Source organism: Halobacillus sp. A1-3, assembly GCF_050971765.1.
Taxonomy (GTDB): Bacteria; Bacillota; Bacilli; order Bacillales; family Halobacillaceae; genus Halobacillus; species Halobacillus mangrovi_B.
Genome location: NZ_JBPCEO010000007.1, coordinates 1 through 20,469, shown reverse-complemented (window position 1 = coordinate 20,469; position 20,469 = coordinate 1). Strand labels below are relative to the sequence as shown.

Here is a 20,469-nt window from a genome sequence, read left to right as displayed (position 1 = left end):
ACGTTCCTTTCTATCTGGAAAAATTCCGTTCTATTCATAAAATCAGCATAGCATCTCCGAAACTGAAAAACCGATACCTCTCTTGAACAGCACGGTTGTAGGCTTCTAATATGAAATCACGTCCAGCAAATGCACTAACAAGCATGATTAGCGTCGACTTCGGCAGATGGAAATTCGTAATCAATCCGTCGATCGCTTTTAATTTTTGTGGAGGGTAAATGAAAATATCTGTCCATCCGCTGGCAGCTGTAAATGTGCCATAATCTCTAATAATTGTTTCAAGGGTGCGAGTAGATGTCGTGCCGACTGATATGACCCTTCCGCCGTTTTCCTTTACACGGTTCAATTGCTCAGCTGTTTCTTCAGATAACTGATAAAATTCTGCATGCATGTCATGATCTTCAATTTGATCCACGCTGACTGGACGGAAAGTCCCTAAGCCTACGTGAAGAGTTAAATAAGCAATCTCCACTCCTTTTTCTTCAAGAGACTGAAGTAACTCAGTCGTAAAGTGGAGCCCAGCTGTAGGGGCTGCTGCTGAACCTTCTTCTTTTGCATAGACTGTCTGATACCGTTCTCTGTCAGGCAATTGCTCTTTAATGTATGGAGGCAAAGGCATTTCCCCAAGCGACTCAAGTACTTCTAGAAAAATTCCTTCATAAGAAAAGCGGACTTTACGGCCTCCATGTTCTTGAATTTCCGTACATTCTGCGACTAGCTGTCCATTGCCAAAGCTGATTTTCGTGCCAACTTTTACTTTCTTAGCAGGCTTCACTAGCACCTCCCATTCATCCCCTTCTGATTGATGAAGAAGAAGAACCTCTACTTTTCCTCCCGAATCTTGTTTAGCTCCGTAAAGACGGGCTGGCAACACCCTTGTATCGTTTAAAACTAAACAATCACCAGGTTGAATGAATTGACTGATATCTGAAAAATAGTGATGTTCAATTCTTTCTTGCGCACGGTCCAAAACCATCAATCTAGAAGATGAGCGGTCTTGCAAGGGGACCTGTGCAATTAATTCTTCAGGCAAATCAAAATCGTACTGCTTAATATCCATATGAATCCCCTATTCTTCCTTAACGTATTTTTCCGATAAAATAAAATATTAATGAGAGAACAATACTCACAATTATCGAAGTCATGATTGGAAAGTAGAAGGTCACGTTACCTTTCTTAAAGGTAAGGTCACCTGGCAACTTCCCGATAAAACTCCACAATAGTCCAATTACGATAAACACAATCCCTATTACAATAAAGATTTTACCAAACCCCGTCAAGAGCCAGGCACCTCCCGGTTAAAATGAGCATAGGCTTTCGGAGTAACGACCCTTCCGCGTGGCGTCCTTTGAATAAATCCGATTTGCAAAAGAAAAGGCTCATAAACGTCTTCAATCGTCTGAGGCTCTTCTCCAATCGTAGCGGATATTGTATCAAGTCCCACCGGTCCGCCTCTAAACCCATCCATGATCCCTTTTAAAAGTTTATGATCGATAAAATCTAAGCCTTCCGCATCCACCTGAAGCATTTCTAAGGCTTCCTGAGCGGTTTCTTTTGATATGACCTTTTCTCCTTTAACCTGCGCAATATCTCGGACCCTTTTGAACAGGCGGTTTGCGATCCTTGGTGTTCCCCTTGATCTTCTCGCTATTTCTACTGCAGCATTTGCATTAATTTCTTCATTAAAAATCTCAGCTGTTCGCTCAACAATTGAACACAAAGCTTTTGTATCATAATAGTCGAGGCGACAGTGAACACCGAAACGATCTCTCAGCGGAGCGGATAAAAGTCCTGCCCTCGTCGTTGCTCCTACAAGTGTAAATGGAGGAAGATCCAGGCGTACTGACCGTGCACTAGGGCCTGTACCTACAACGATATCCAAACAAAAGTCTTCCATCGCTGGATAGAGAACTTCTTCCACCGATCTCGGCAAACGGTGTATCTCATCTATGAATAATACATCCCCTGGTTCCAGCGAGGATAAAATCGCAGCGAGATCCCCCGCCCTTTCGATCGCCGGCCCCGCTGTTGTACGGAACTGGACACCCATCTCATTTGCAATGATGGAAGCCAACGTTGTTTTACCCAGCCCGGGCGGTCCATATAACAGGGCATGATCAAGCGGCTCTTCCCGCATCTTTGCAGCTTCGATGAAAATACTCAGGTTCTTTTTTGTTAAATCCTGACCAATGTATTGCTTGAGTGTTTCTGGTCGTAAACTTAACTCGATCTCTTGATCTGTTTCTTGCATTTCCCCAGAGATCATCCGATCCTCCATGTATTATCTTCCTTTCCCTCATGATTTCATTAATAACTGAAGACCTTGTCTCACATAATCGTCTACGGTACCTCGTTTCGCTTTTTGCAATTCAGTACGTACCTGTTTGACTTCCTTGTCTGTATAGCCAAGAGCTTTAAGTGCTTCAATGGCATCATCAATGTGGGCTCTTACTTCTTTTGATGTTAAGTCTTCCTGATAGAAAATGGTACTCTCATTTTGTTCATCTGGAAGCCAGACCACTAATTTACCCTTCAGATCCAAGATCATTTGTCTTGCCGTCTTTTTCCCTACCCCTGGAAACTTGGTCAAATATTTTTCATCTTCCTGTTCAATGGCTGAGACAAATTCTGGTACACTCACTGTTCCAAGAATAGCAAGCGCTCCTTTAGGACCAATTCCAGAAACATTGAGCAGCTGAGCGAAAAGCTGCTTGTCCTCTTTTTTCTTAAACCCATATAAATTTTGTTGATCTTCTCTTATATAATGGTATGTATGAACTTTGACTTCTTTATTGATTTGTTCCTGAAAATGAAAAGGATTGGCGCATAATATTTCGTAGCCAATTCCCCCTGTTTCTATTACAACCGAATCATTATCTATGGTTGTTACTTGACCTTTTACATATGTGATCATAATATTGAAATCCTCTCTACCCTTTATTGCTTAGCACTCTTTATTGTATCACACAAGCACATGTTCGCCTATGTCAGAAATGCCAGCAATCCATACAAAACAGCCCCCTGCATAACAAGGGACTGTCTCTTATACTTCTCCTTGAGTAGAATATTGCTTGAGGACTTGTTCAAAATGATCGTAATCTTTTATTTTAATCCCGCTTTTCAACTCCGTTTTTCTTCTAGATTCAAGCGGTTTAACTGGAATCGGTTTGAACGCTTCAATCACTTTACCATCCTCAGGATCTCCTTGAAAGACCGCAAGCTCTCCATCCTCAGTCAAACCGAAGTATCCTTGTTGTTTAGTCAAGGGAGAGATATCTTTCACTTCTCGTTTAAAGACGACTTGATCCAATTGCTGATTTTCAACTGTCCATCCTTCATATTGAGCCCAAAAATCCACCATAGACCAGATGGTTTCTTCTTTCTTTGTGGTTTCTATTACCCCGTCCATATAGTGTTCTTTTAAAATAACAGTTAGTTTCAATGGTTCAGGCTTTACGAGTGTTGAGACTGTATCTTGATTCTTTACCTCTACGGCTCGCTGGTAAGAGAGATCGCTGGCTGTAAGCGGTCGTTCCTCTTCGAAATGAATTGCCTGCCAACCTGCAAAGATTACGACTATCCCTATGATGAACAGCCATCGTATCATAATAGACTCCCCCTAATTAAGTAAATTCTGTTCCTATTGTGTCCAGAAACAGAACATATTATGAGTATTAGGGGAGTATTTCTGTCAGTCATTGACAACTTAATAAAAGACTGAAAAAAAATAACCCACGAGCTCTGTATATAGAACTCATGGAACACTTTTTATGAAAGCCTATCTAGTACTTCTTCGTCGGCATCAAGATTATGATAAACTTCCTGAACATCATCGTTATCCTCAAGCATGTCAATTAGCTTAAGCATCTTCTCAACGCCTTCTTCTTCAAGAAACGTATAAGTTTCAGGAATCATTGTAACTTCAGCCGTCTTGAATGCATAGCCGCTTTCTTCAAGATCAGCTTTAACATCTGAAAAAGCTTCAGTCTCAGTATAGATTTCAAACTGTTCGTCTGTGGTTTCCATTTCTTCCGCGCCTGCTTCAATGGCTTCAAGCATGAGTGACTCTTCATCTATATCCGCGGAATTACGGTCAATGACAAGGTACCCTTGGCGGTTGAACATGAAAGATACACAACCATTCTCACCCAGGTTCCCATCGTTTTTATTAAAAGCATGTCGAACATCAGCAGCTGTACGATTTTTGTTATCAGTTAAGACTTTCACCATTACAGCAACACCACCGGGACCATAACCTTCATACGTGTATTCCTCGTAGTTAACGCCTTCCAAATCTCCTGTCGCTTTCTTTATAGCACGGTCGACATTGTCATTAGGCATATTATTGGATCTTGCTTTATCAATAGCTAATCTAAGTGTTGGGTTCGTATCAGGATCCCCTCCACCTTCTTTGGCCGCCATGAATATTTCCCGTGCCAGCTTCATAAAAAGCTTTCCACGTTTTGCATCCTGCGCCCCTTTTCGGTGCTTAATATTACTCCATTTTGAATGACCAGCCATGGACATTCTCCTCTCCAAAGCAAATCTTTTCCTATATCAATATACCATAATTTCAACCATTCATAAAAGCCTAAGGCTACACATAAAAAAGCGCACGGAAGGTATTCCGTAGCGCTTTTATTCGTTTATCATCATCTATTTTGGTTAAAAAAGTCTTTGATCCTTTTTTTCAGATCATCAGGTGCTTGCGAGGCTTTTAAACGGGCATTAACATCTTTCATATGATCCCAATTATTATTATTGGTGTAAATAGATATAGGTTTGTCTGTAATTTCCTTAACTTTTGCCTGCACCTTTTCAGGAACAGACTGATCGCGCCGGTCGTACGGATTTACCATTATTGCTACGTAAACATGATCATCTGTTGAATAAGCTTGTGTCAACGTGACCTCTTCCAGCTCATTCACTTTTTCCATAATTGCCATCGCTTCTTCATCGTTAAATACGTTATCATGAGAACGGTTCGTTTGCCCGTACTTAGAATTACGAAATTCATCTTCTGCAGTGCGCTTAAAGTAACTGTCTTTACCGGTAGGGATATTTCCTCTGCGTTCTATGGCTTTATCTGAGGAATATTCTAAAGGCTCGTAAAACGATTCTTCCTCTGATTCCTTTTGATCTTTATTCTGGTCAGCTGCTTCTTGTTCACTATTACAAGCCACTAAAGGCCCCATAAGGACCATAATCAGCAAAATTCGCCACATAAAAAACATTCTCCTTTTACCATTACTATGGTTCAAGGAGAATGTTTTAGTCTGTTAATTTTCGCCAGTTTATTGTGGTGGAGAAGGTGGGAGCTTTCGCTTGTGAGCAGATCTTTTATGCAATGCTTTAATGATTTTTTTATCTTCTTCAGGGATTTCTTCCCCTTTCAAATATTTATCAATCATCGCGTAGCTTGTGCCCATTTCATTTTCATCTGTCTGTCCTTCCCAAAGCCCAGCACTTGGCTGTTTATGGACGACTTCATCAGGTACTCCTAAATACTCAGCCATTTCACGTACTTCGCCTTTAGTTAAATGAACGAGAGGGACAAGATCAACGCCTCCATCACCAAATTTCGTAAAGTAGCCTGTGTACCATTCGGCAGCGTTGTCTGTACCAACAACTAAGTATTTATGGTTGGTTGCGACGGTGTACAATGTACTCATTCTTAAACGTGCACGTAAATTAGCATCTGCCAGTTTCGCTTGTTCCGGATTGTAGATGTCTTGATTCTTTAATTGCTGTTGTATCGTTCCGAACATAACTTCATGTGTCTCTGTCAAGTCAACCGTAATCGACTCAATACCACAAGCTTCTATAACTTTCTGAGCATGTTCCTGATCACTGGAATGGCTTTTACAAGGCATAATAACCCCTAAAGAACGATCAGGGCATGCTCGCTTTATCAAGTTCGCAACAACAGCTGAATCAATGCCGCCGCTTACCCCTACAAGCAGCCCGTCAACATTCGCTTGTTCTACTTGGTTTTGTAACCATGATACGATTTTCTCGACTTTTTGCTCCACCGGATTGTTCATCCTTTCACACATATGATATCTAACTATAGCATATTTTCTGTGTAACGGACAAACATCTTCCGGCTTTCCCAAGATTTCTCCAGCTTCTTAATATGTCGCATATATGAAGCTTCACCCCTGACGCATCTCCGATATCCGTACAGCCACTCTCTAAGAAGGTCAGCAGGTACGAGTACGCCTTTTAGCCAGAGATCCTGATCTTTGACATGTTGAAAGTAGTGTAATACAGAAGCCTTTCGCCCTTCAATATATGGAAGAAACCTTTGGGCGAGCTGAATCTCATCATACACTCTCGGACCCGTATGCAATAGGTCGAAATCAATCAACTTAATGTTTGTCTTGCGATGAATGATAAAGTTATGGTGAGCCAAATCTCCATGAAGCCATTCATGGTTCTCCCACGCCTTCTCTTCCACTTCACCCCATGGGTGATTTGCGAACCTTTCTAAGTGTCTTAACATACTCTCGCGAATTTCATCGTAAACGACATTTTTTCGATAATCGAAAAAGACATCTCGAGTACCCTCAAATTGCTCTAGACGTCTTTCCCATTTTATATATAACGGATCTTTTGGTATGGCTAGAACAGCAATGCCTTTCGTAGTGCGGTGGAACTGCTGTAAAACTTTGATAGCAAGCTCCCTCTCCGTGTGCTTTTCAAAATCGGCATGCTTCCCTTTTAACCACTCAAAGAGACCCCACTCACAACCAAGCTTGCTCTTAGTATAGACGTTCTCTTCAAATGGTAACGGACGAGCAGCCGTTTGATGGGCGTAATTCCAATGTTTAAAAAAATCGATCTGTTGATGTAGCGTTTGCGCTCTCCGATACCCTTTTAAAATCATAGGCTCACCGTTGTAACGCACTTTATACACTTTCGGCTTGATCATCTTTTCATAGGAAATTGGAATATGTTCTACATGCTGAAGCCAGTGAAAAAGGCGATCCGTGTATGAATCGCCTTCTCTACGTTCAGTCTTCATCTAACTCATCGTCCCTCCAAGGTTGTGGATACCATTGACCTTGTGGCTGCTGTAGATTCCAATCCCCCATAGATTGCGGCATATACGGATTTCCCATCGATGGCTGCCCGGCATATGGAGGCCATCCTCCCATTGGCTGCTGCATCGGTTCACAATATTGAGGCATATGATGACTTTGTGGTCCATATCCCATCATTGGGCCCTGCCCATACCCCATCATTGGGCCGTACGCTTGAGGATTCTGTCCATACCCCATCATCGGACCGTAGGCTTGAGGGCTTTGTCCGTATCCATCCCCATCCCCGCATCCACAGTCTGAACCAGCCTGCATGCCGCCCATCATGGAAGAGGATTCGCTTTCATATTCTGCTCCGCCTACCTGGGACGGGTACATTTGCTGAGGATACATGGGCATAGGCTGTTGGTACATAGGCATTTGTACAGGCATCATATAGGGCTGTGGCGGACAGCAATAAAAATCAGAATGTACGAGCTGCGGCTGACTAGGTTGGTAGTAAGGCTGTTGTTGAGGCATATAAGGCATATATTGTGCGCCCTGTACTTCTGGTTCCATGTTCATGTCTTCAGCAGGCATTTGCTTTTCTTTAGGCTGCTCCTGCATTGGCATTTCTTCTTTTGGCATTTCCTGCTTTGGCATCATTTTCTCTTCCTGTTTAGGTGCCTGGGGCATTGGCATTTGTGGAAGGTGGAATGTCGTGTAATAATTTTGCATTTGTTGATCAATGCTAGGCATAGAAATTGGCATATTCATATTGATCGGCTGCATCGGCATCATCGGTTTTTCCATGACACCTTTGGTCACCGGCTTTTTCTCGTCCTCTTTGATGATAGGAATCGGTTTCGGTACATTTTCTTTATAAGGAGGCATGGATGGCATTTCTTTTTTCGGCATCTCTTTCTTTGGCATTTCTTTCTTCGGCATTTCTTTCTTCGGCATTTCTTTCTTTGGCATCTCTTTCTTAGGAGCCGGTGCCTCTTTCTTCACTTGCTTTTTACCTTGAGGAACTTTGATTTTCATACCCGGCATAATCATATCAGGATTGGAAAGCTGGGTATTCACCGATTTCAACTCTTCAAAATCAACCCCATACTTTTTCGCAATCTTCCAGAGTGTATCGCCTTTTTGTACAATGTGAATTCTCACCATTGCAACTCCCTTCCTGAAAATCTAGAAAAACAATAAGACAATAATAGCTTCATAACACTCTATGCAGCACAAGCCCAAAGATTGATGAAAAAGCCCATAATTTCTTTCAACAAATATAAACAAACCCCCGAGAACCTGTTTAAATAAAGGTTCTCGGGGGTTTCTAAAATTTATGCTTTCTGTATAGGTGCGGGAATATCAATTTGATAAGCGGGATAAGTGCCAAGGACTTTCAATTGGCAGCCTAAAGCTTCTAATTCTGCTTGAACTCCAGGAAATAACACTTGATCATAGGGTTGGTCTACGTCTATCAGGAAGAAGTAGTTGCCCAGCCCCGTTTTCATTGGTCTAGACTCAATTTTTGACAAGTTCATCTTTCTCCATGAAAAAGCAGCTAACACTTGGTGCAGGGCTCCTGCGTAATCTTTAGGAAGAGTAACCATCACCGTTGTTTTATGTTTCGAAACTGTATGATCTTTGACCTTCAAGGTTTTGGGGTTTTTTTGAACAACAGCAAATCGAGTGTGGTTATTATCATAATCATGAATGTTAGTATCTAGCAATTTCAATCCATTTTCTTCAGCTGCCAGGTGATTTCCTATAGCTGCTGTTTCACAACCGGTCGAAGCAACAATCTCAGCTGCCCTGCCTGTCGATGCAGTGTATTCGATCTCTGCATCAGGATAATGCTTGTGCAAATATTGATGACATTGAGCAATGGCATGGCTATGGGAATAAATCTTCTTAATTATCTCCCCCTGATAGTCTGGGTGTACAAGAAGATGCTGCTTAATAGGTACCGTCATCTCTGCAATAATGGACTGATTCACTTGATGAACCAAATAATCAATGGTCAAGTGAACAGAGCCTTCAATTGCATTCTCAAGCGGTACGACACCTGTCTCAATATCTCCACGCTCAACGGCATCTAAGCAAGCGGGAATACTTTCGTAGCTGATGAATGATCCTCCTTCAAATAGAGCGTCGACAGCCATTTTTGTAAATGTTCCTTTTGGTCCTAAATATCCGATCCTTTGGTTTTCCATTCCTTCCCCTCCAATTAAGCTCCTGAACTCAATATTTCTACACGATCAACGAAATCGAGCTTGTGCAGTTGTTGTAAAAGGTATTCGATCGTATGGACCATTCCTGTTGTATTCAAGGACAACGTTACGTTCGCTTTTCCTTGTAAAGGAATGGTCTGGTGTATGGTTAGAACATTGCATCCCGAATCCGCTACCGTCTGCAAAAGGTTAGACAGTGTCCCTGCCCGGTCTTCTAAATGGAAGAAAAGGGTAATCATTTGCTCTTTCACCATAGCCTGAAAAGGAAATACAGCGTCCCTGTATTTATAAAAAGCACTTCTTGAAAGTCCGACTGCCTGAACAGCTTCAAAAATGGATTCCACTTTTCCTCGTTCAAGAAGAGCCTTTGCTTCAATTGTTTTTTTCATAGCCTCTGGGAGGATGTCACTACGGACTAAATAAAATTTCTCTGTATAATCCGCCAATTCAACCGCTCCCTTCTCTAATCTACAAACTCAAATTCGTAGTCCAGAATACGAACTGTATCCCCATCACTAGCTCCACGCTTACGAAGAGCTTCATCTACACCCATGCTACGCATTTGTCTAGCAAATCGATTGATGGATTGATCCCTCGTAAAGTCGGTCCTTTTGAATAAAGACTCGATCTTTTCTCCATAAAGAACATAGGCTCCATCATCTGCCCGAGTAATTTTGAACGGGGCTTCTTCTTTTTTAAACTTGTAAACCACTCGCTCATCGACCTCTTCAATCGGTTCTTCCTGTTTCGGAATGCTATCAAGAAGATCCGCGACAGCATAAAGCAGCTCATCGATTCCTTCACGTGTCACCGTGGAGATCGGATAGATTATAACGTCTTCTCCGACTTGTTCTTTAAACATTTCTAAGTGGTCTTCCGCATCAGGCATATCCATTTTATTAGCTACAATGATCTGCGGACGTTTTTCCAACCGTTTATCATAGGAAGACAACTCTTTATTAATCGTCACATAATCTTCATATGGGTCGCGTCCTTCCCCACCTGACATGTCAATCACATGAAGCAAAAGACGTGTACGGTCAACGTGTCGTAAAAATTGATGCCCGAGCCCGACTCCCTCATGCGCACCTTCAATAAGTCCCGGTAAGTCAGCCAGCACAAAACTACGGTGGTCTTGACTCTCGACAACTCCTAGATTAGGCGCAAGAGTCGTGAAATGATAATCGGCAATTTTAGGCTTTGCAGCTGTTACTACAGAAAGGAACGTAGATTTCCCAACACTCGGAAATCCTACTAGGCCTACATCAGCGAGTAACTTCAGCTCCACCACCACTTCTAACTCTTCACCCGGTTCACCATTCTCTGCAATTTCTGGTGCAGGGTTTCTTGCAGTAGCAAAGCGAGCGTTTCCTCTTCCGCCACGTCCCCCTTTAGCAATCACAGCTCTTTGTTTATGATCCGTTAAGTCGGCTATGACTTTTTCTGTGTCTGCATCCTTTACGGTCGTTCCGGGTGGGACACTTATCACTAAAGGGTCTGAATTCTTACCGTGCTGTTTTTGGTTCATCCCATTTTCTCCGCGCTTGGCTTTAAAATGGTGCTGGTACCGAAAATCCATCAGGGTATTCAATCCTTCGTCGACTTCAAAAACGACATCACCGCCGTTACCGCCATCTCCTCCAGCAGGTCCACCCCTCGGAACATATTTTTCACGTCGATAAGCAACTAAGCCGTTACCCCCGTCGCCACCTTTAACAAAAATTTTAACCTGATCGACAAACATACTCTTCACCTCTTCATCCTATCATCATCTCAATGGATAGTTCTTGGTCATCGAAGACTGTAGCAATGAAACCTTCATTGTTCAGTCTTTGCTTTAAGGACTCTCCATTATGTAATTGTCCTTCCCATTCCCAGCTTAAACCGATGGAGTTGGAATCATACCCTTGGTACAAGTGAACCGTTCCTTCATACAGCTCACCCTCAACTTTATGTTCACCTATCCATTTAACCATACGCTTGGCCAATGCCGTAAGCTCTTCATCATGACGGGATAAATCAAGTTCGTCTTTGACAATGTACTTCAACCTGAACTGTTCATGATTCCAATTGAACGAAAGCAGCCATAATGGAAATTTAACAGCATCACTGTTCAAGATTCTTCTTTCGTACTCGGACTCAGTTCTCAAATCTTCCAGTTGATTCATCAAACGGTCGTATTTACCTAATGAAGCATACCCATGAATCAGCTGGATTTGATTCATCCAGTCATGACGCTTATGCCTGAGCAGCATGATCATGTCTTTTTCAACCAACAGCCTCAGCTCCTCGTTCATCCATAATAATAAAAAGTATAGCAAAGATAGAAAGGAAACTAAAACGATGTTTCAATAATCCGTTTACCTCGTACTCTTTCCAGGCTGAATATAGAGCTCTAATTATAGTTGCGATTTTAGGTTGGGAGGCTGTGTGTTCCCTTATCCATACAGCTATAACACTGCTCCTATACTTTCAACAACTCTCCTGTTTAGCGTAACTAAATACAAAAAAGCCACGCTTATGCAATAAGCACAGCGCGGCTTCATTTGAAACCTTATACTATTCGTTTACGCTTCCTGTGCTACAGGATAAACGCTAACTTTTTTGCGGTCACGTCCGTAACGTTCGAACTTAACGACACCGTCGACTTTAGCGAACAATGTGTCATCACCGCCGCGGCCAACGTTTGCACCAGGGTATACCTTAGTACCGCGTTGACGGTAAAGGATAGAACCACCGGTTACTTGTTGTCCGTCTGCACGTTTAGCTCCAAGACGCTTGGACTCAGAGTCACGGCCGTTTTTCGTACTACCTACACCCTTTTTCTGGGCGAAAAACTGCAAATCAAGACGTAGCATGAGTCTCCACCTCCTTATCGGTGTGTTATTTTTATATATTGCTGATAATCATGTTCAATGGTTTCTAGCGATACCAGCATCCCCTCAAGCAAAATGCGAGCTTTCTCAGTCGCATCTTCTGTCAGATCAGCAGGGAGAATGACTTTCAGATAACCGCCTTCTCCTCCTTGCTCGACATGAGGTTCTGTATGGCATAGCCTCTCGATCGCATTGACTGTACCGATTGATACAGCTGAAACTGCAGCACATACGAGATCATGTCCATAAGGGCCACTTTCGGCATGTCCTGAAATTTCAAAACCGTTAACCGCTCCATTTGAGCGAATCATTTTTACCTCAATCATCCGAACGAACCTTACGCGTTGATTTCTTCAACGACTAGCTTCGTGTACGGCTGACGGTGACCTTGTTTACGCTTGTAGTTCTTTTTAGGCTTATATTTGAAGACAGTCAATTTCTTCTGACGACCTTGTTTTTCAACTTTAGCCGTTACTTTAGCACCCTCAACGAATGGAGCGCCAACTTTTGTGTCTTCTCCACCTACGAATAGAACTTTGTCAAACGTTACAGTTTCACCAGCTTCTGCGTTGACTTTCTCAACGTAGATCTCCTGGCCTTTTTCAACTTTAACTTGTTTACCACCAGTTTCAATAATTGCGTACATACTTGCACCTCCTCGATTTACTCAGACTCGCCATTCAGGTACCGGAATCGGTTTAAAACCTGTTCTGTGCGGTTGTAGCATCGGAGTGCTACTAGAATAACAAAACAATGTTACCACAGTTCAAAACAAGTTGTCAACAGGTGCTTTGCGGCGATGAATGGCTTCAAGCACCATGTTTTCGGACCCTTCAAGCTCAATTTGATAGTCGGATACATCTGCATCCTGCCTAACAAATAGCTCCTGTGGAATTTTACTAGAAATTAAAGAAGAAAGCAATCGTTTTTTCATTTCATACAGTTGTGGGTTTATAGCGATCAGAATGGCTTCAGCAGGATGAGAGGAATAAGCTAACAGCTCTCTTTCCATCCTGTACACCATGGCCTCTGAATCAAACGCAGGCAGACACGGTTTAGAAAGAACTTGAACAGAACTAAGTGCATCACGTTTTCTTGTCAATTCCATCAACCCGAGCCTGGTCATTCCCATGACATTTGATTTCGTCAAGTCCTCCCTTGTTTGTTTTCTCATAAAATCAACAAGCTTTTTTTCCAAAGAAGGGTTTTTCATATTTAGGAAATCGACCAAAATGATTCCTGAATGGTTTCTTAAGCGAATTTGTTTGCTTATCGCTTTTGCTGCTTGAGTATTGACTTCAAATGCTTGAGAATCGGATAAGGATTTTCCTTTAAAGCGATGGCTGTTCACATCAATAACCGTCATGGCCTCTGTCGGTTCGATGACAAGCTCTACGCCATTTTCCAATTTAACCACTGGTTGAATCAGTGCTTCCTGCAATTCATTAATTCCAGATGGCAGTATAGATTCGACTTCTTTAACCCAACTTATTTTATTAGCTACAGAAGGATATCTTTCCTTTATATAACGCCCCATTTCAACTTCATCTACAATAATATCCGTTAAAGATGAGATAGGAAATTTTCTTATTAACTGATCTGGAATAATATGATCTCTCCAGACTGGTTGAGGGCTCTTCTTCCTAATAGGCTGCATCTGCTCCCTCCACAGTTTACGTAAAAGTCTGAACTCTTCTATAACTACCTCTGTCTTTTCATTTCCTGCAGCTGTACGGACAATTCCTCCTTCTTCCCCGTTAACAATGGCTTCAAGTTCCGCTTTTACAAATTCAGATAGATCATCCCCTAATTTTTTTGAAACCGATATTTTTCTCCCTAAAGGCTGGTATATACAGTAAAGGCCTGGGAGGGTAAGGTCTGTAGTCACTTGTGCACCCTTTTCTCCGACAGCTTCTCTAATAACCTGTACCAGTAATGTTTGCCCTTCCTGTACCGTTTGCTCAATCTTTTCCTTCGCCCAGGGAATTTGGTCGCGCTTAAGAAAAGCGTTCTTCTCTTCACCTATATCTATAAATGCCGCCTGCATTCCTCGATGAATGTTTTCAACTTTTCCAACAAAAATAGAACCCGAAAGTAACTCTCTTCCGGGCCTGTCCACCATGTATTCACAAATCTGCTGATTTTCCAATACGAGCCCAGTTTTTTCCGTAGACTTTGTATGTATAATAATTTTCCTCATCTTATACCTCACAGTGCCAGTTTAGGAACGTCCCTCAAGCGCAGATTGGCTTGCTTCTTATCAAAGTAGGCTTGGAGACATTCTTGCTCATCTACTATATAGAAACTTGGTGACTGTTTCAATACATACAAATGTTTACGGTTACACCGAATGTTTTTTAAAACGTCTCTTACAAGCAAGTCTTGTTCAACCTTGATAAACTTGGGCTTTAATTTACTGCAATCTCTATACGTACAGAACAGTAAATATCTCATCAAGGTGTAAGTCCTTCTCTTCCACTCCATTCCATTTTCAATGAGCAAAAAAGCAGCAAGTAAAAGGCCCGCTAAAGTCCAGCGGCCTTCCAGGTAAAACCAAAGAGACACAAGGACCATGGAGGTCACTGATATAAATAATGTAAAATAGAGACTCCTTTGAAAAGAGAATAATTGAGTAGTTATATAAAAGAGAAGCTTCCCTCCATCCAAAGGCCAAATGGGCATAAGGTTGAAAACAAGAATAAGAGTGTTGTAAAAGAAAGCCACTGATAAGAGGGAATGAGGACCATAGAATCCTTGAAGGATACTTAACAAACCGAAGATCCATATATGTTGGAGAGGGCCAGCTAATACGACGCTCACTTGCTCGCGGAAAGGCCGTGTATTATGCTCTTCGCTCACAACAGCCCCTCCGAACAACCAGAGTTCTATTCTTGAAACTCTCCAGCCATAATATTTAGCTGTCAAATAATGACCAAGTTCGTGAATGACGACTAGCGTCATTAATATAACAAATTCATAAAAAGCACCTGTTAAAATAGCGGATAATGCTAATAAAAAGAAGAGGGGGTGGATGTGAATGGTCTTTGTAAGACTAAGAGCTTTCATCCACTTTGATAACCTCTACAGGATCTAAATACTGCTCATCTTTTTCGATGGCAAAAAAGAATTCAGCGGATGGCCCCTCTTCTGATGTCACCGACCCCAGACTGTTTTGAGCTTTAACATATTCATATAAATGAACATCAATGGATGATAGATACCCATAAATGGTCTTACTTCCATCCTCGTGTTGGAGAATGACGGTTTTTTTCGTTTCTTCATTGTTGCCTGCGAATACTACGGTACCTTCCCTTACCGCTTTAACCTTAGAGTTATTCTCTGTGGTTAAGATAATTCCTTTCCCGTCATTTTGAAAAGGAGTTGTGACTGTTCCATTTACAGGCATTGCGAGCTCGCCGGATTCTTCATTTTCTTTAGGCTGGACAACTTGAAGTGGCTCTCCAAACCTTTCACTGTACCAAGCTGTTACTTTAGCAAAAGGAAAGTCTTCTTGCATTTGACTTGTCACCCATTCCTCTGGCCCATTCAGCAAAGCGAAGTCCGTATTCTTACCGATAGCCACTGTTGCAAAAAGTAAAGCGGCAAGCAACACTTGTATACCTAAATAGCTTGTCCGATTTTTAGAACGTGCTGGATCCGTTTTTTTACCATATCCTGAGACGATTGGGGGGTATCCATGCAACTCTTCATCCTGCGGAGGGAGGTACGGCTTTTGAGGAGGCGCATTTTGCTGCACTCGTTTTCTTTTGCGCTCTGCTATATTTTTTCGTACGTGATGTATATTCTTTTTCACAGGAATCCCCTCTCTTTTAATACCATTGTTTCTATCATTCTATGGAGAGAACAGAAGGGATATGTATAAAACTTGTCCACGAACAACCGGCTGAACATTCTTCTTATTTCCTAAGGAATTATATAAAGTAATACCTCTCAAACGATCTTCCTTATCCATTATAGTCTCCAATTCCTCAATTCCGAGACTTTCTCCGGTCCGTTGCGTGATAAGTGTTAGGGTTGGCCGGAAAACAACTATTCTGTGATGAACGGACCTATTCAAAAGAAATTAGAAGACTCTTATTTAAATTTAGAGCCCATTAAGTATATCGAATAGAAATGGGGACACGCGTGTTCAGGTAAGTACACTACTGGACTATATATCGGCAACTGACGTTATTTATACCGATTCCACTGATATCCAGGCAACATGCTGACTTATAGATTGATTCTGACCTATTGAGCTCTTTAAAATATGTGTCTTCTTGCTGGCGGGTAAGCTTTTCCGCTATAACTTCTTCATTTTTTGTATTTCCGTTGCTAAAACTATCGGAAGGAGGTCCTTGAAATGGCGAGACTTCTGTGGGATGAGCATGACAGGTGAGACCCCGGAGAGCGTTAGCTCGAGGAGCCTCAGCGCATGCCCACGGAAAGCGAGCCATTTCACGGACCTCCTACTACTGTTTATCGTAACGGAAATATTCAAATTTAAATTATCCAGAATTTGATTTTTATACTTCCCCGCTGCTGAATAACCTTATACCAAGGATTTAGTGATATTAAAAACCCTGCTATATTGACCATAGCAGGGTTGGTTTGACTCAAGAGCGGATTCCGAAGAAACGTTTAATCTTGGCCATGACACCATTATTTTGATGGAGATTCTGAAGAGGAACAGCTTCGCCCAATATACGTCTTGCAATATTTCTATAAGAAATTGAAGCTTTCGAATTCGGCTTCATCGCCACTGGCTCTCCACTGTTAGAAGCTGTAATAACCGCATCGTCATCTATGACAATTCCAAGCAGATCAACGGATAAGACAGAAACAATTTCGTCCACATCCATCATCTCACCATTTTTCATCATATGAGCTCGTATTCGGTTGATAACAAGCTTTGGTGCTTCTAAATCTTCCTGTTCAAGAAGCCCAATAATACGGTCAGCATCTCGTACACTCGACTTTTCAGGGGTCGTAACAACAATCGCTTTATCTGCGCCTGCAACGGCATTTTTATACCCCTGTTCAATTCCCGCAGGACAATCAATAACGACATAGTCGTATTCTTCTTTCAACTCTTCAATAATCGCTTTAATTCCCTCAGGAGTAACGTCTGATTTGTCAGAAGTTTGAGCTGCTGGAAGTAGGTGTAGACAGTCGAATCGTTTATCAGTAATTAACGCTTGCTTTGTTTTGCAGCGCCCATTTACCACGTCCACAATATCGTAGATTATTCGATTCTCAAGCCCCATAACTACATCCAGATTTCTTAAGCCGATATCTGTATCGATCAGGCAAACTTTCTTATTCTGCAGGGCTAAAGCGGTCCCCAGATTAGCAGTAGTTGTTGTTTTGCCAACCCCTCCCTTTCCAGAGGTTATTACAATCGCTTCACCCATTATCCATTCTCCTTTCAAAGCTTACAAGATCCGGTCTCTTCTTAACAACTTCCTGGAGCTTATCGATCCGGATTTGTCCTTCTTCTTCGTCAATAAAGCCACTTTCCATATAGACGCCCTCTGACTCATAGTCTGGTGCACGACTCAACTGGTCGGCAATCCGCAACTGGCTTGGCTGCATATAAGATGCAGCAATTACAGCGTTCGTGTCACCTTCCGTACCAGCATGAGCAATTCCACGGAGACTACCCATTACAAAAATGTTTCCCGTTGCCTTTAACAGCCCTCCCGGGTTCACGTCACCGATTACCAAGAGATCACCACGAGCCTCTACCACTTGTCCAGATCTTATTGTTCTGGCAACAGATGTGATTTCTGTATTTTCCTTCCATTTCAATGCTTCTTTTCTAGTAATTAATTCTGATTCAATGTTTTCAACAACGAGATTCTGTTTCTCACGAATCACCTTCGTAAGTTCTTCCTTTTGTTCTTCACTTAAGTATCGCTTTCCAAGCTGGACGGTTACTCGAATCATCGGGTCATCATCAGATAGACCATTCAACGAAAGCTTGTCTTCGAGCTCATCCAAAATAGATTCAAACGTGCATTGATCATCAAACTTCAATGTCAACCCGTCTCTTGTTCCTTTAATCATTATCTTCTGAACATTCGTTGTCACAGACCTCTCACCTCAAAACCTTAGACCTTCACGAAGAACTAAGTATTATTTATTTCCTCTCCCAGCTTAAAGACTCGTTCTTTCACTAGAGGATATAAAATGATAAAAAAGATCATATTTGCAGCCAATGTAGGAAGTAGCCTGAGTACTACATAATCCCACCATGCCATGGCTGTAATCTGAACAAATGAATAAACGACGTAAAGAATAGTATCAGCTAAAGCTACACCAATAACCGCTAAGATCGATGCTGTTACGAAATTCGCATGAAGAAGTTTATTTATCCCATGGATGATATAAATTACAACCGCATAGGTTGCCATATAAACACCTAATACACCCGTATAGACAACGTCTAGTAATAAACCGAAAAACAATGCATGCCAGACGGCGTAGTAAGTGTTGTCGTTGTCATAGAAAATGGTGACGATTAACAGAAAGATTAAAATCCAGTGCGGTGTCATTAATAAGTCTGAATAAACAAGGCTTGATGGAAGTAAGCTCATCGCCATCCCTTGCATGACTAACAAAAAAAGACAAAGGAGACCGATAAAATACCGTCTCATGATTCATCGCCCTCGCTTTGACTTTGATTCTCTATACTTTCCATCGTACGATCCACAACAATAACATGATTAATATCAAACAAGTCAGCAAATGGCTCAACGTAAGCTGTTTTCGTTAAACCAAACTGGTCGTTGACTACCTCTTCCACTGTCCCAATTCGAAGGTCACTAGGAAACACACCGCCAAGACCGGAAGAGATAACTGTGTCGCCTTCTTTCAATTCTTCATCCAGCTTAATGCCTTCGAGAAGGAGACGCCCCGTTTCATCGTCATATCCTTCAATTAGACCGAAAGCTTCATCTTGACCTTCCCGGATCACCCAGGAAGAGATTTTATTAGATCTGTCAAAGCCGCTGAGTAGCTGGACGGTCGAATGAAAGGCACCGGCAGATTTGATTTTCCCTACTAAGCCATCACTAGTCATAACGGCCATATCTTTTTCTACTCCATGCTCTTCCCCTTTGTTAATCGTCATCTGCTCGAACCAGCGATCTGAGCTTCTGGCGATGACAGTTGCCTGAATAGGGGAATAATCATTGAGAGCTTCTGTTTTCTCTATTGTGTTCCGAAGCTCTTCATTGTCGTTCTTAAGTCTCTGGTTATCCTTTATGACACCTTTGTATTCTGATAAACGCGCTTTTAACACTTGATTCTGCTCATATACTTCGAGCATGTTTTGTACGTTTTCGACCGTATTATCTACAATACTCACAGGCTTATGGATAATTGTCTGCATCCACCCTACTGTGTCTTGGAGAAATTTCTCAGGAGTACTTAACGAATCACGGTCCCGAATCGAAAACCCGATTAACGCTACAAGTACGATAAAGCCAATTAATACAACCATTAGTCTTTTTCTACGAAATAAAGAAGGCATATCTGAACCGCCTAATCCATATTAGCCCGGCTTGCCACATTCGGTTGTGACCTAAAATGGTGAATGTATTCCAATGATTTACCTGTTCCGACTGCTACACAATCGAGAGGTTCATCTGCTATAAAGACTGGCATGTTTGTTTCTTCACTAATGACTGTATCAAGGTTCCTGAGTAATGCTCCACCACCAGTAAGAACAATACCACGCTCCATAATATCTGCGGCTAATTCCGGTGGTGTTTTTTCCAAAGTGTTTTTAACGGTTTCGATAATGGTATCAACCGTGTCTTTTAAAGCCTCGACGATTTCTTTCGATTGAATGGTTATCGTTTTCGGTAATCCACTCAACAAATCTCGACCTCGGATATCCATTTCATCATTCGTATCCACGTTTCCAGCTCCGCCAAGTTCCATCTTGACTTCCTCTGAAGTTCTCTCACCAACCATGAGGTTGTACTTCTTCCTTACATGTTGAATAATAGCATCGTCCATTTCATCCCCTGCCACTCGGATCGACTGACTGGTTACGATTCCACCTAAAGAAATAATGGCGACTTCCGTCGTGCCGCCTCCGATGTCGACGACCATACTTCCAGTAGGTTCCCAAACAGGTAACCCTGCACCTATTGCCGCTGCAAAAGGTTCCGCTATTGGATAAGCTTCTTTTGCTCCTGCCTGTTTCGTTGCATCAATGACAGCACGTTCCTCTACCATCGTGATGCCTGAGGGTACACAAACCATAACATTAGGTTTGCTCGCAAAAGATGATCTTGTTTTTAGTGCCTTTTTGATATAATA

Annotated in this window: 25 protein-coding genes and 1 other annotated feature; all 25 genes read right to left on the bottom strand. The window is 42.0% G+C overall.

What is annotated here, in order from left to right:
- Window positions 1-34 precede the first annotated feature (34 nt).
- Window positions 35-1,060, bottom strand: coding sequence for a tRNA preQ1(34) S-adenosylmethionine ribosyltransferase-isomerase QueA (gene queA / locus ACRYKC_RS12950; RefSeq protein WP_433807156.1), 1,026 nt, complete (start codon window positions 1,058-1,060; stop codon window positions 35-37).
- Between the two features lie 19 nt (window positions 1,061-1,079).
- Window positions 1,080-1,280: a DUF2905 domain-containing protein gene (locus ACRYKC_RS12945; RefSeq protein WP_085029423.1), complete on the bottom strand. Its 201-nt coding sequence runs from the start codon at window positions 1,278-1,280 to the stop codon at window positions 1,080-1,082.
- Complete coding sequence (gene ruvB, locus ACRYKC_RS12940; RefSeq protein WP_433807155.1) at window positions 1,277-2,278, bottom strand: Holliday junction branch migration DNA helicase RuvB; 1,002 nt, start codon at window positions 2,276-2,278, stop codon at window positions 1,277-1,279. The genes ACRYKC_RS12945 and ruvB overlap by 4 nt, the downstream gene beginning before the upstream one ends.
- Before the next feature lie 18 nt (window positions 2,279-2,296).
- Window positions 2,297-2,914 carry a Holliday junction branch migration protein RuvA gene (gene ruvA, locus ACRYKC_RS12935; protein ID WP_433807154.1) on the bottom strand — a complete coding sequence of 206 codons (618 nt, stop codon included), beginning with the start codon at window positions 2,912-2,914 and terminating at the stop codon, window positions 2,297-2,299.
- Between the two features lie 129 nt (window positions 2,915-3,043).
- Window positions 3,044-3,607: a BofC C-terminal domain-containing protein gene (locus ACRYKC_RS12930; protein WP_433807153.1), complete on the bottom strand. Its 564-nt coding sequence runs from the start codon at window positions 3,605-3,607 to the stop codon at window positions 3,044-3,046.
- Window positions 3,608-3,768: 161 nt separating this feature from the next.
- Window positions 3,769-4,521: a YebC/PmpR family DNA-binding transcriptional regulator gene (locus ACRYKC_RS12925; protein ID WP_433807152.1), complete on the bottom strand. Its 753-nt coding sequence runs from the start codon at window positions 4,519-4,521 to the stop codon at window positions 3,769-3,771.
- Window positions 4,522-4,652: 131 nt separating this feature from the next.
- Window positions 4,653-5,225 (bottom strand): YhcN/YlaJ family sporulation lipoprotein, encoded by a 573-nt coding sequence (locus ACRYKC_RS12920; RefSeq protein ID WP_433807151.1) that lies wholly within the window; start codon window positions 5,223-5,225, stop codon window positions 4,653-4,655.
- Window positions 5,226-5,294: 69 nt separating this feature from the next.
- Window positions 5,295-6,032, bottom strand: coding sequence for an NAD(+) synthase (gene nadE, locus ACRYKC_RS12915; protein ID WP_433807150.1), 738 nt, complete (start codon window positions 6,030-6,032; stop codon window positions 5,295-5,297).
- 35 nt (window positions 6,033-6,067) lie between these two features.
- Entirely contained in the window at window positions 6,068-7,027 is a 960-nt protein-coding gene (locus ACRYKC_RS12910) for a phosphotransferase (RefSeq protein WP_433807149.1), read from the bottom strand.
- The gene (safA, locus tag ACRYKC_RS12905; protein ID WP_433807148.1) at window positions 7,017-8,195 is read right to left on the bottom strand and encodes a SafA/ExsA family spore coat assembly protein; all 1,179 of its coding nucleotides are present in this window, start codon (window positions 8,193-8,195) and stop codon (window positions 7,017-7,019) included. Before safA ends, ACRYKC_RS12910 begins: the two co-directional genes overlap by 11 nt.
- 170 nt (window positions 8,196-8,365) lie before the next feature.
- On the bottom strand, window positions 8,366-9,241 hold the full coding sequence (pheA, locus tag ACRYKC_RS12900) for a prephenate dehydratase (RefSeq protein WP_433807147.1): 876 nt from the start codon (window positions 9,239-9,241) through the stop codon (window positions 8,366-8,368).
- A 14-nt stretch (window positions 9,242-9,255) separates the two neighbouring features.
- Window positions 9,256-9,705 (bottom strand): ACT domain-containing protein, encoded by a 450-nt coding sequence (locus ACRYKC_RS12895; RefSeq protein ID WP_433807146.1) that lies wholly within the window; start codon window positions 9,703-9,705, stop codon window positions 9,256-9,258.
- A gap of 17 nt (window positions 9,706-9,722) precedes the next feature.
- On the bottom strand, window positions 9,723-11,003 hold the full coding sequence (gene obgE / locus ACRYKC_RS12890) for a GTPase ObgE (protein WP_433807145.1): 1,281 nt from the start codon (window positions 11,001-11,003) through the stop codon (window positions 9,723-9,725).
- 13 nt (window positions 11,004-11,016) lie between these two features.
- Entirely contained in the window at window positions 11,017-11,535 is a 519-nt protein-coding gene (locus ACRYKC_RS12885) for a Spo0B domain-containing protein (RefSeq protein WP_433807144.1), read from the bottom strand.
- A 291-nt stretch (window positions 11,536-11,826) separates the two neighbouring features.
- A complete protein-coding gene (gene rpmA / locus ACRYKC_RS12880) occupies window positions 11,827-12,117 on the bottom strand; it encodes a 50S ribosomal protein L27 (RefSeq protein WP_035546444.1) in 291 nt (96 codons plus the stop codon).
- 14 nt (window positions 12,118-12,131) lie between these two features.
- A complete protein-coding gene (locus ACRYKC_RS12875; protein ID WP_433807143.1) occupies window positions 12,132-12,461 on the bottom strand; it encodes a ribosomal-processing cysteine protease Prp in 330 nt (109 codons plus the stop codon).
- 11 nt (window positions 12,462-12,472) lie between these two features.
- A complete protein-coding gene (rplU, locus tag ACRYKC_RS12870) occupies window positions 12,473-12,781 on the bottom strand; it encodes a 50S ribosomal protein L21 (RefSeq protein WP_433807142.1) in 309 nt (102 codons plus the stop codon).
- Between the two features lie 13 nt (window positions 12,782-12,794).
- Window positions 12,795-12,865: a sequence feature (ribosomal protein L21 leader region), on the bottom strand.
- 36 nt (window positions 12,866-12,901) lie between these two features.
- Window positions 12,902-14,335: a ribonuclease E/G gene (locus tag ACRYKC_RS12865; protein ID WP_433807141.1), complete on the bottom strand. Its 1,434-nt coding sequence runs from the start codon at window positions 14,333-14,335 to the stop codon at window positions 12,902-12,904.
- An 8-nt stretch (window positions 14,336-14,343) separates the two neighbouring features.
- Window positions 14,344-15,201, bottom strand: a complete 858-nt coding sequence (locus tag ACRYKC_RS12860; protein ID WP_433807140.1) for a site-2 protease family protein — start codon at window positions 15,199-15,201, stop codon at window positions 14,344-14,346.
- Window positions 15,188-15,949, bottom strand: coding sequence for a peptidoglycan DD-metalloendopeptidase family protein (locus ACRYKC_RS12855; protein ID WP_433807139.1), 762 nt, complete (start codon window positions 15,947-15,949; stop codon window positions 15,188-15,190). The genes ACRYKC_RS12860 and ACRYKC_RS12855 overlap by 14 nt, the downstream gene beginning before the upstream one ends.
- 802 nt (window positions 15,950-16,751) lie before the next feature.
- A complete protein-coding gene (gene minD / locus ACRYKC_RS12850; protein ID WP_433807138.1) occupies window positions 16,752-17,549 on the bottom strand; it encodes a septum site-determining protein MinD in 798 nt (265 codons plus the stop codon).
- A complete protein-coding gene (gene minC, locus ACRYKC_RS12845) occupies window positions 17,542-18,228 on the bottom strand; it encodes a septum site-determining protein MinC (RefSeq protein WP_433807137.1) in 687 nt (228 codons plus the stop codon). The genes minD and minC overlap by 8 nt, the downstream gene beginning before the upstream one ends.
- Window positions 18,229-18,266: 38 nt before the next feature.
- Window positions 18,267-18,794, bottom strand: coding sequence for a rod shape-determining protein MreD (mreD, locus tag ACRYKC_RS12840; RefSeq protein WP_433807136.1), 528 nt, complete (start codon window positions 18,792-18,794; stop codon window positions 18,267-18,269).
- Entirely contained in the window at window positions 18,791-19,672 is an 882-nt protein-coding gene (gene mreC / locus ACRYKC_RS12835) for a rod shape-determining protein MreC (protein ID WP_433807135.1), read from the bottom strand. Before mreC ends, mreD begins: the two co-directional genes overlap by 4 nt.
- Before the next feature lie 11 nt (window positions 19,673-19,683).
- Window positions 19,684-20,469: rod shape-determining protein (locus ACRYKC_RS12830; protein WP_433807134.1), on the bottom strand; the 786-nt coding region annotated here is incomplete at its 5' end.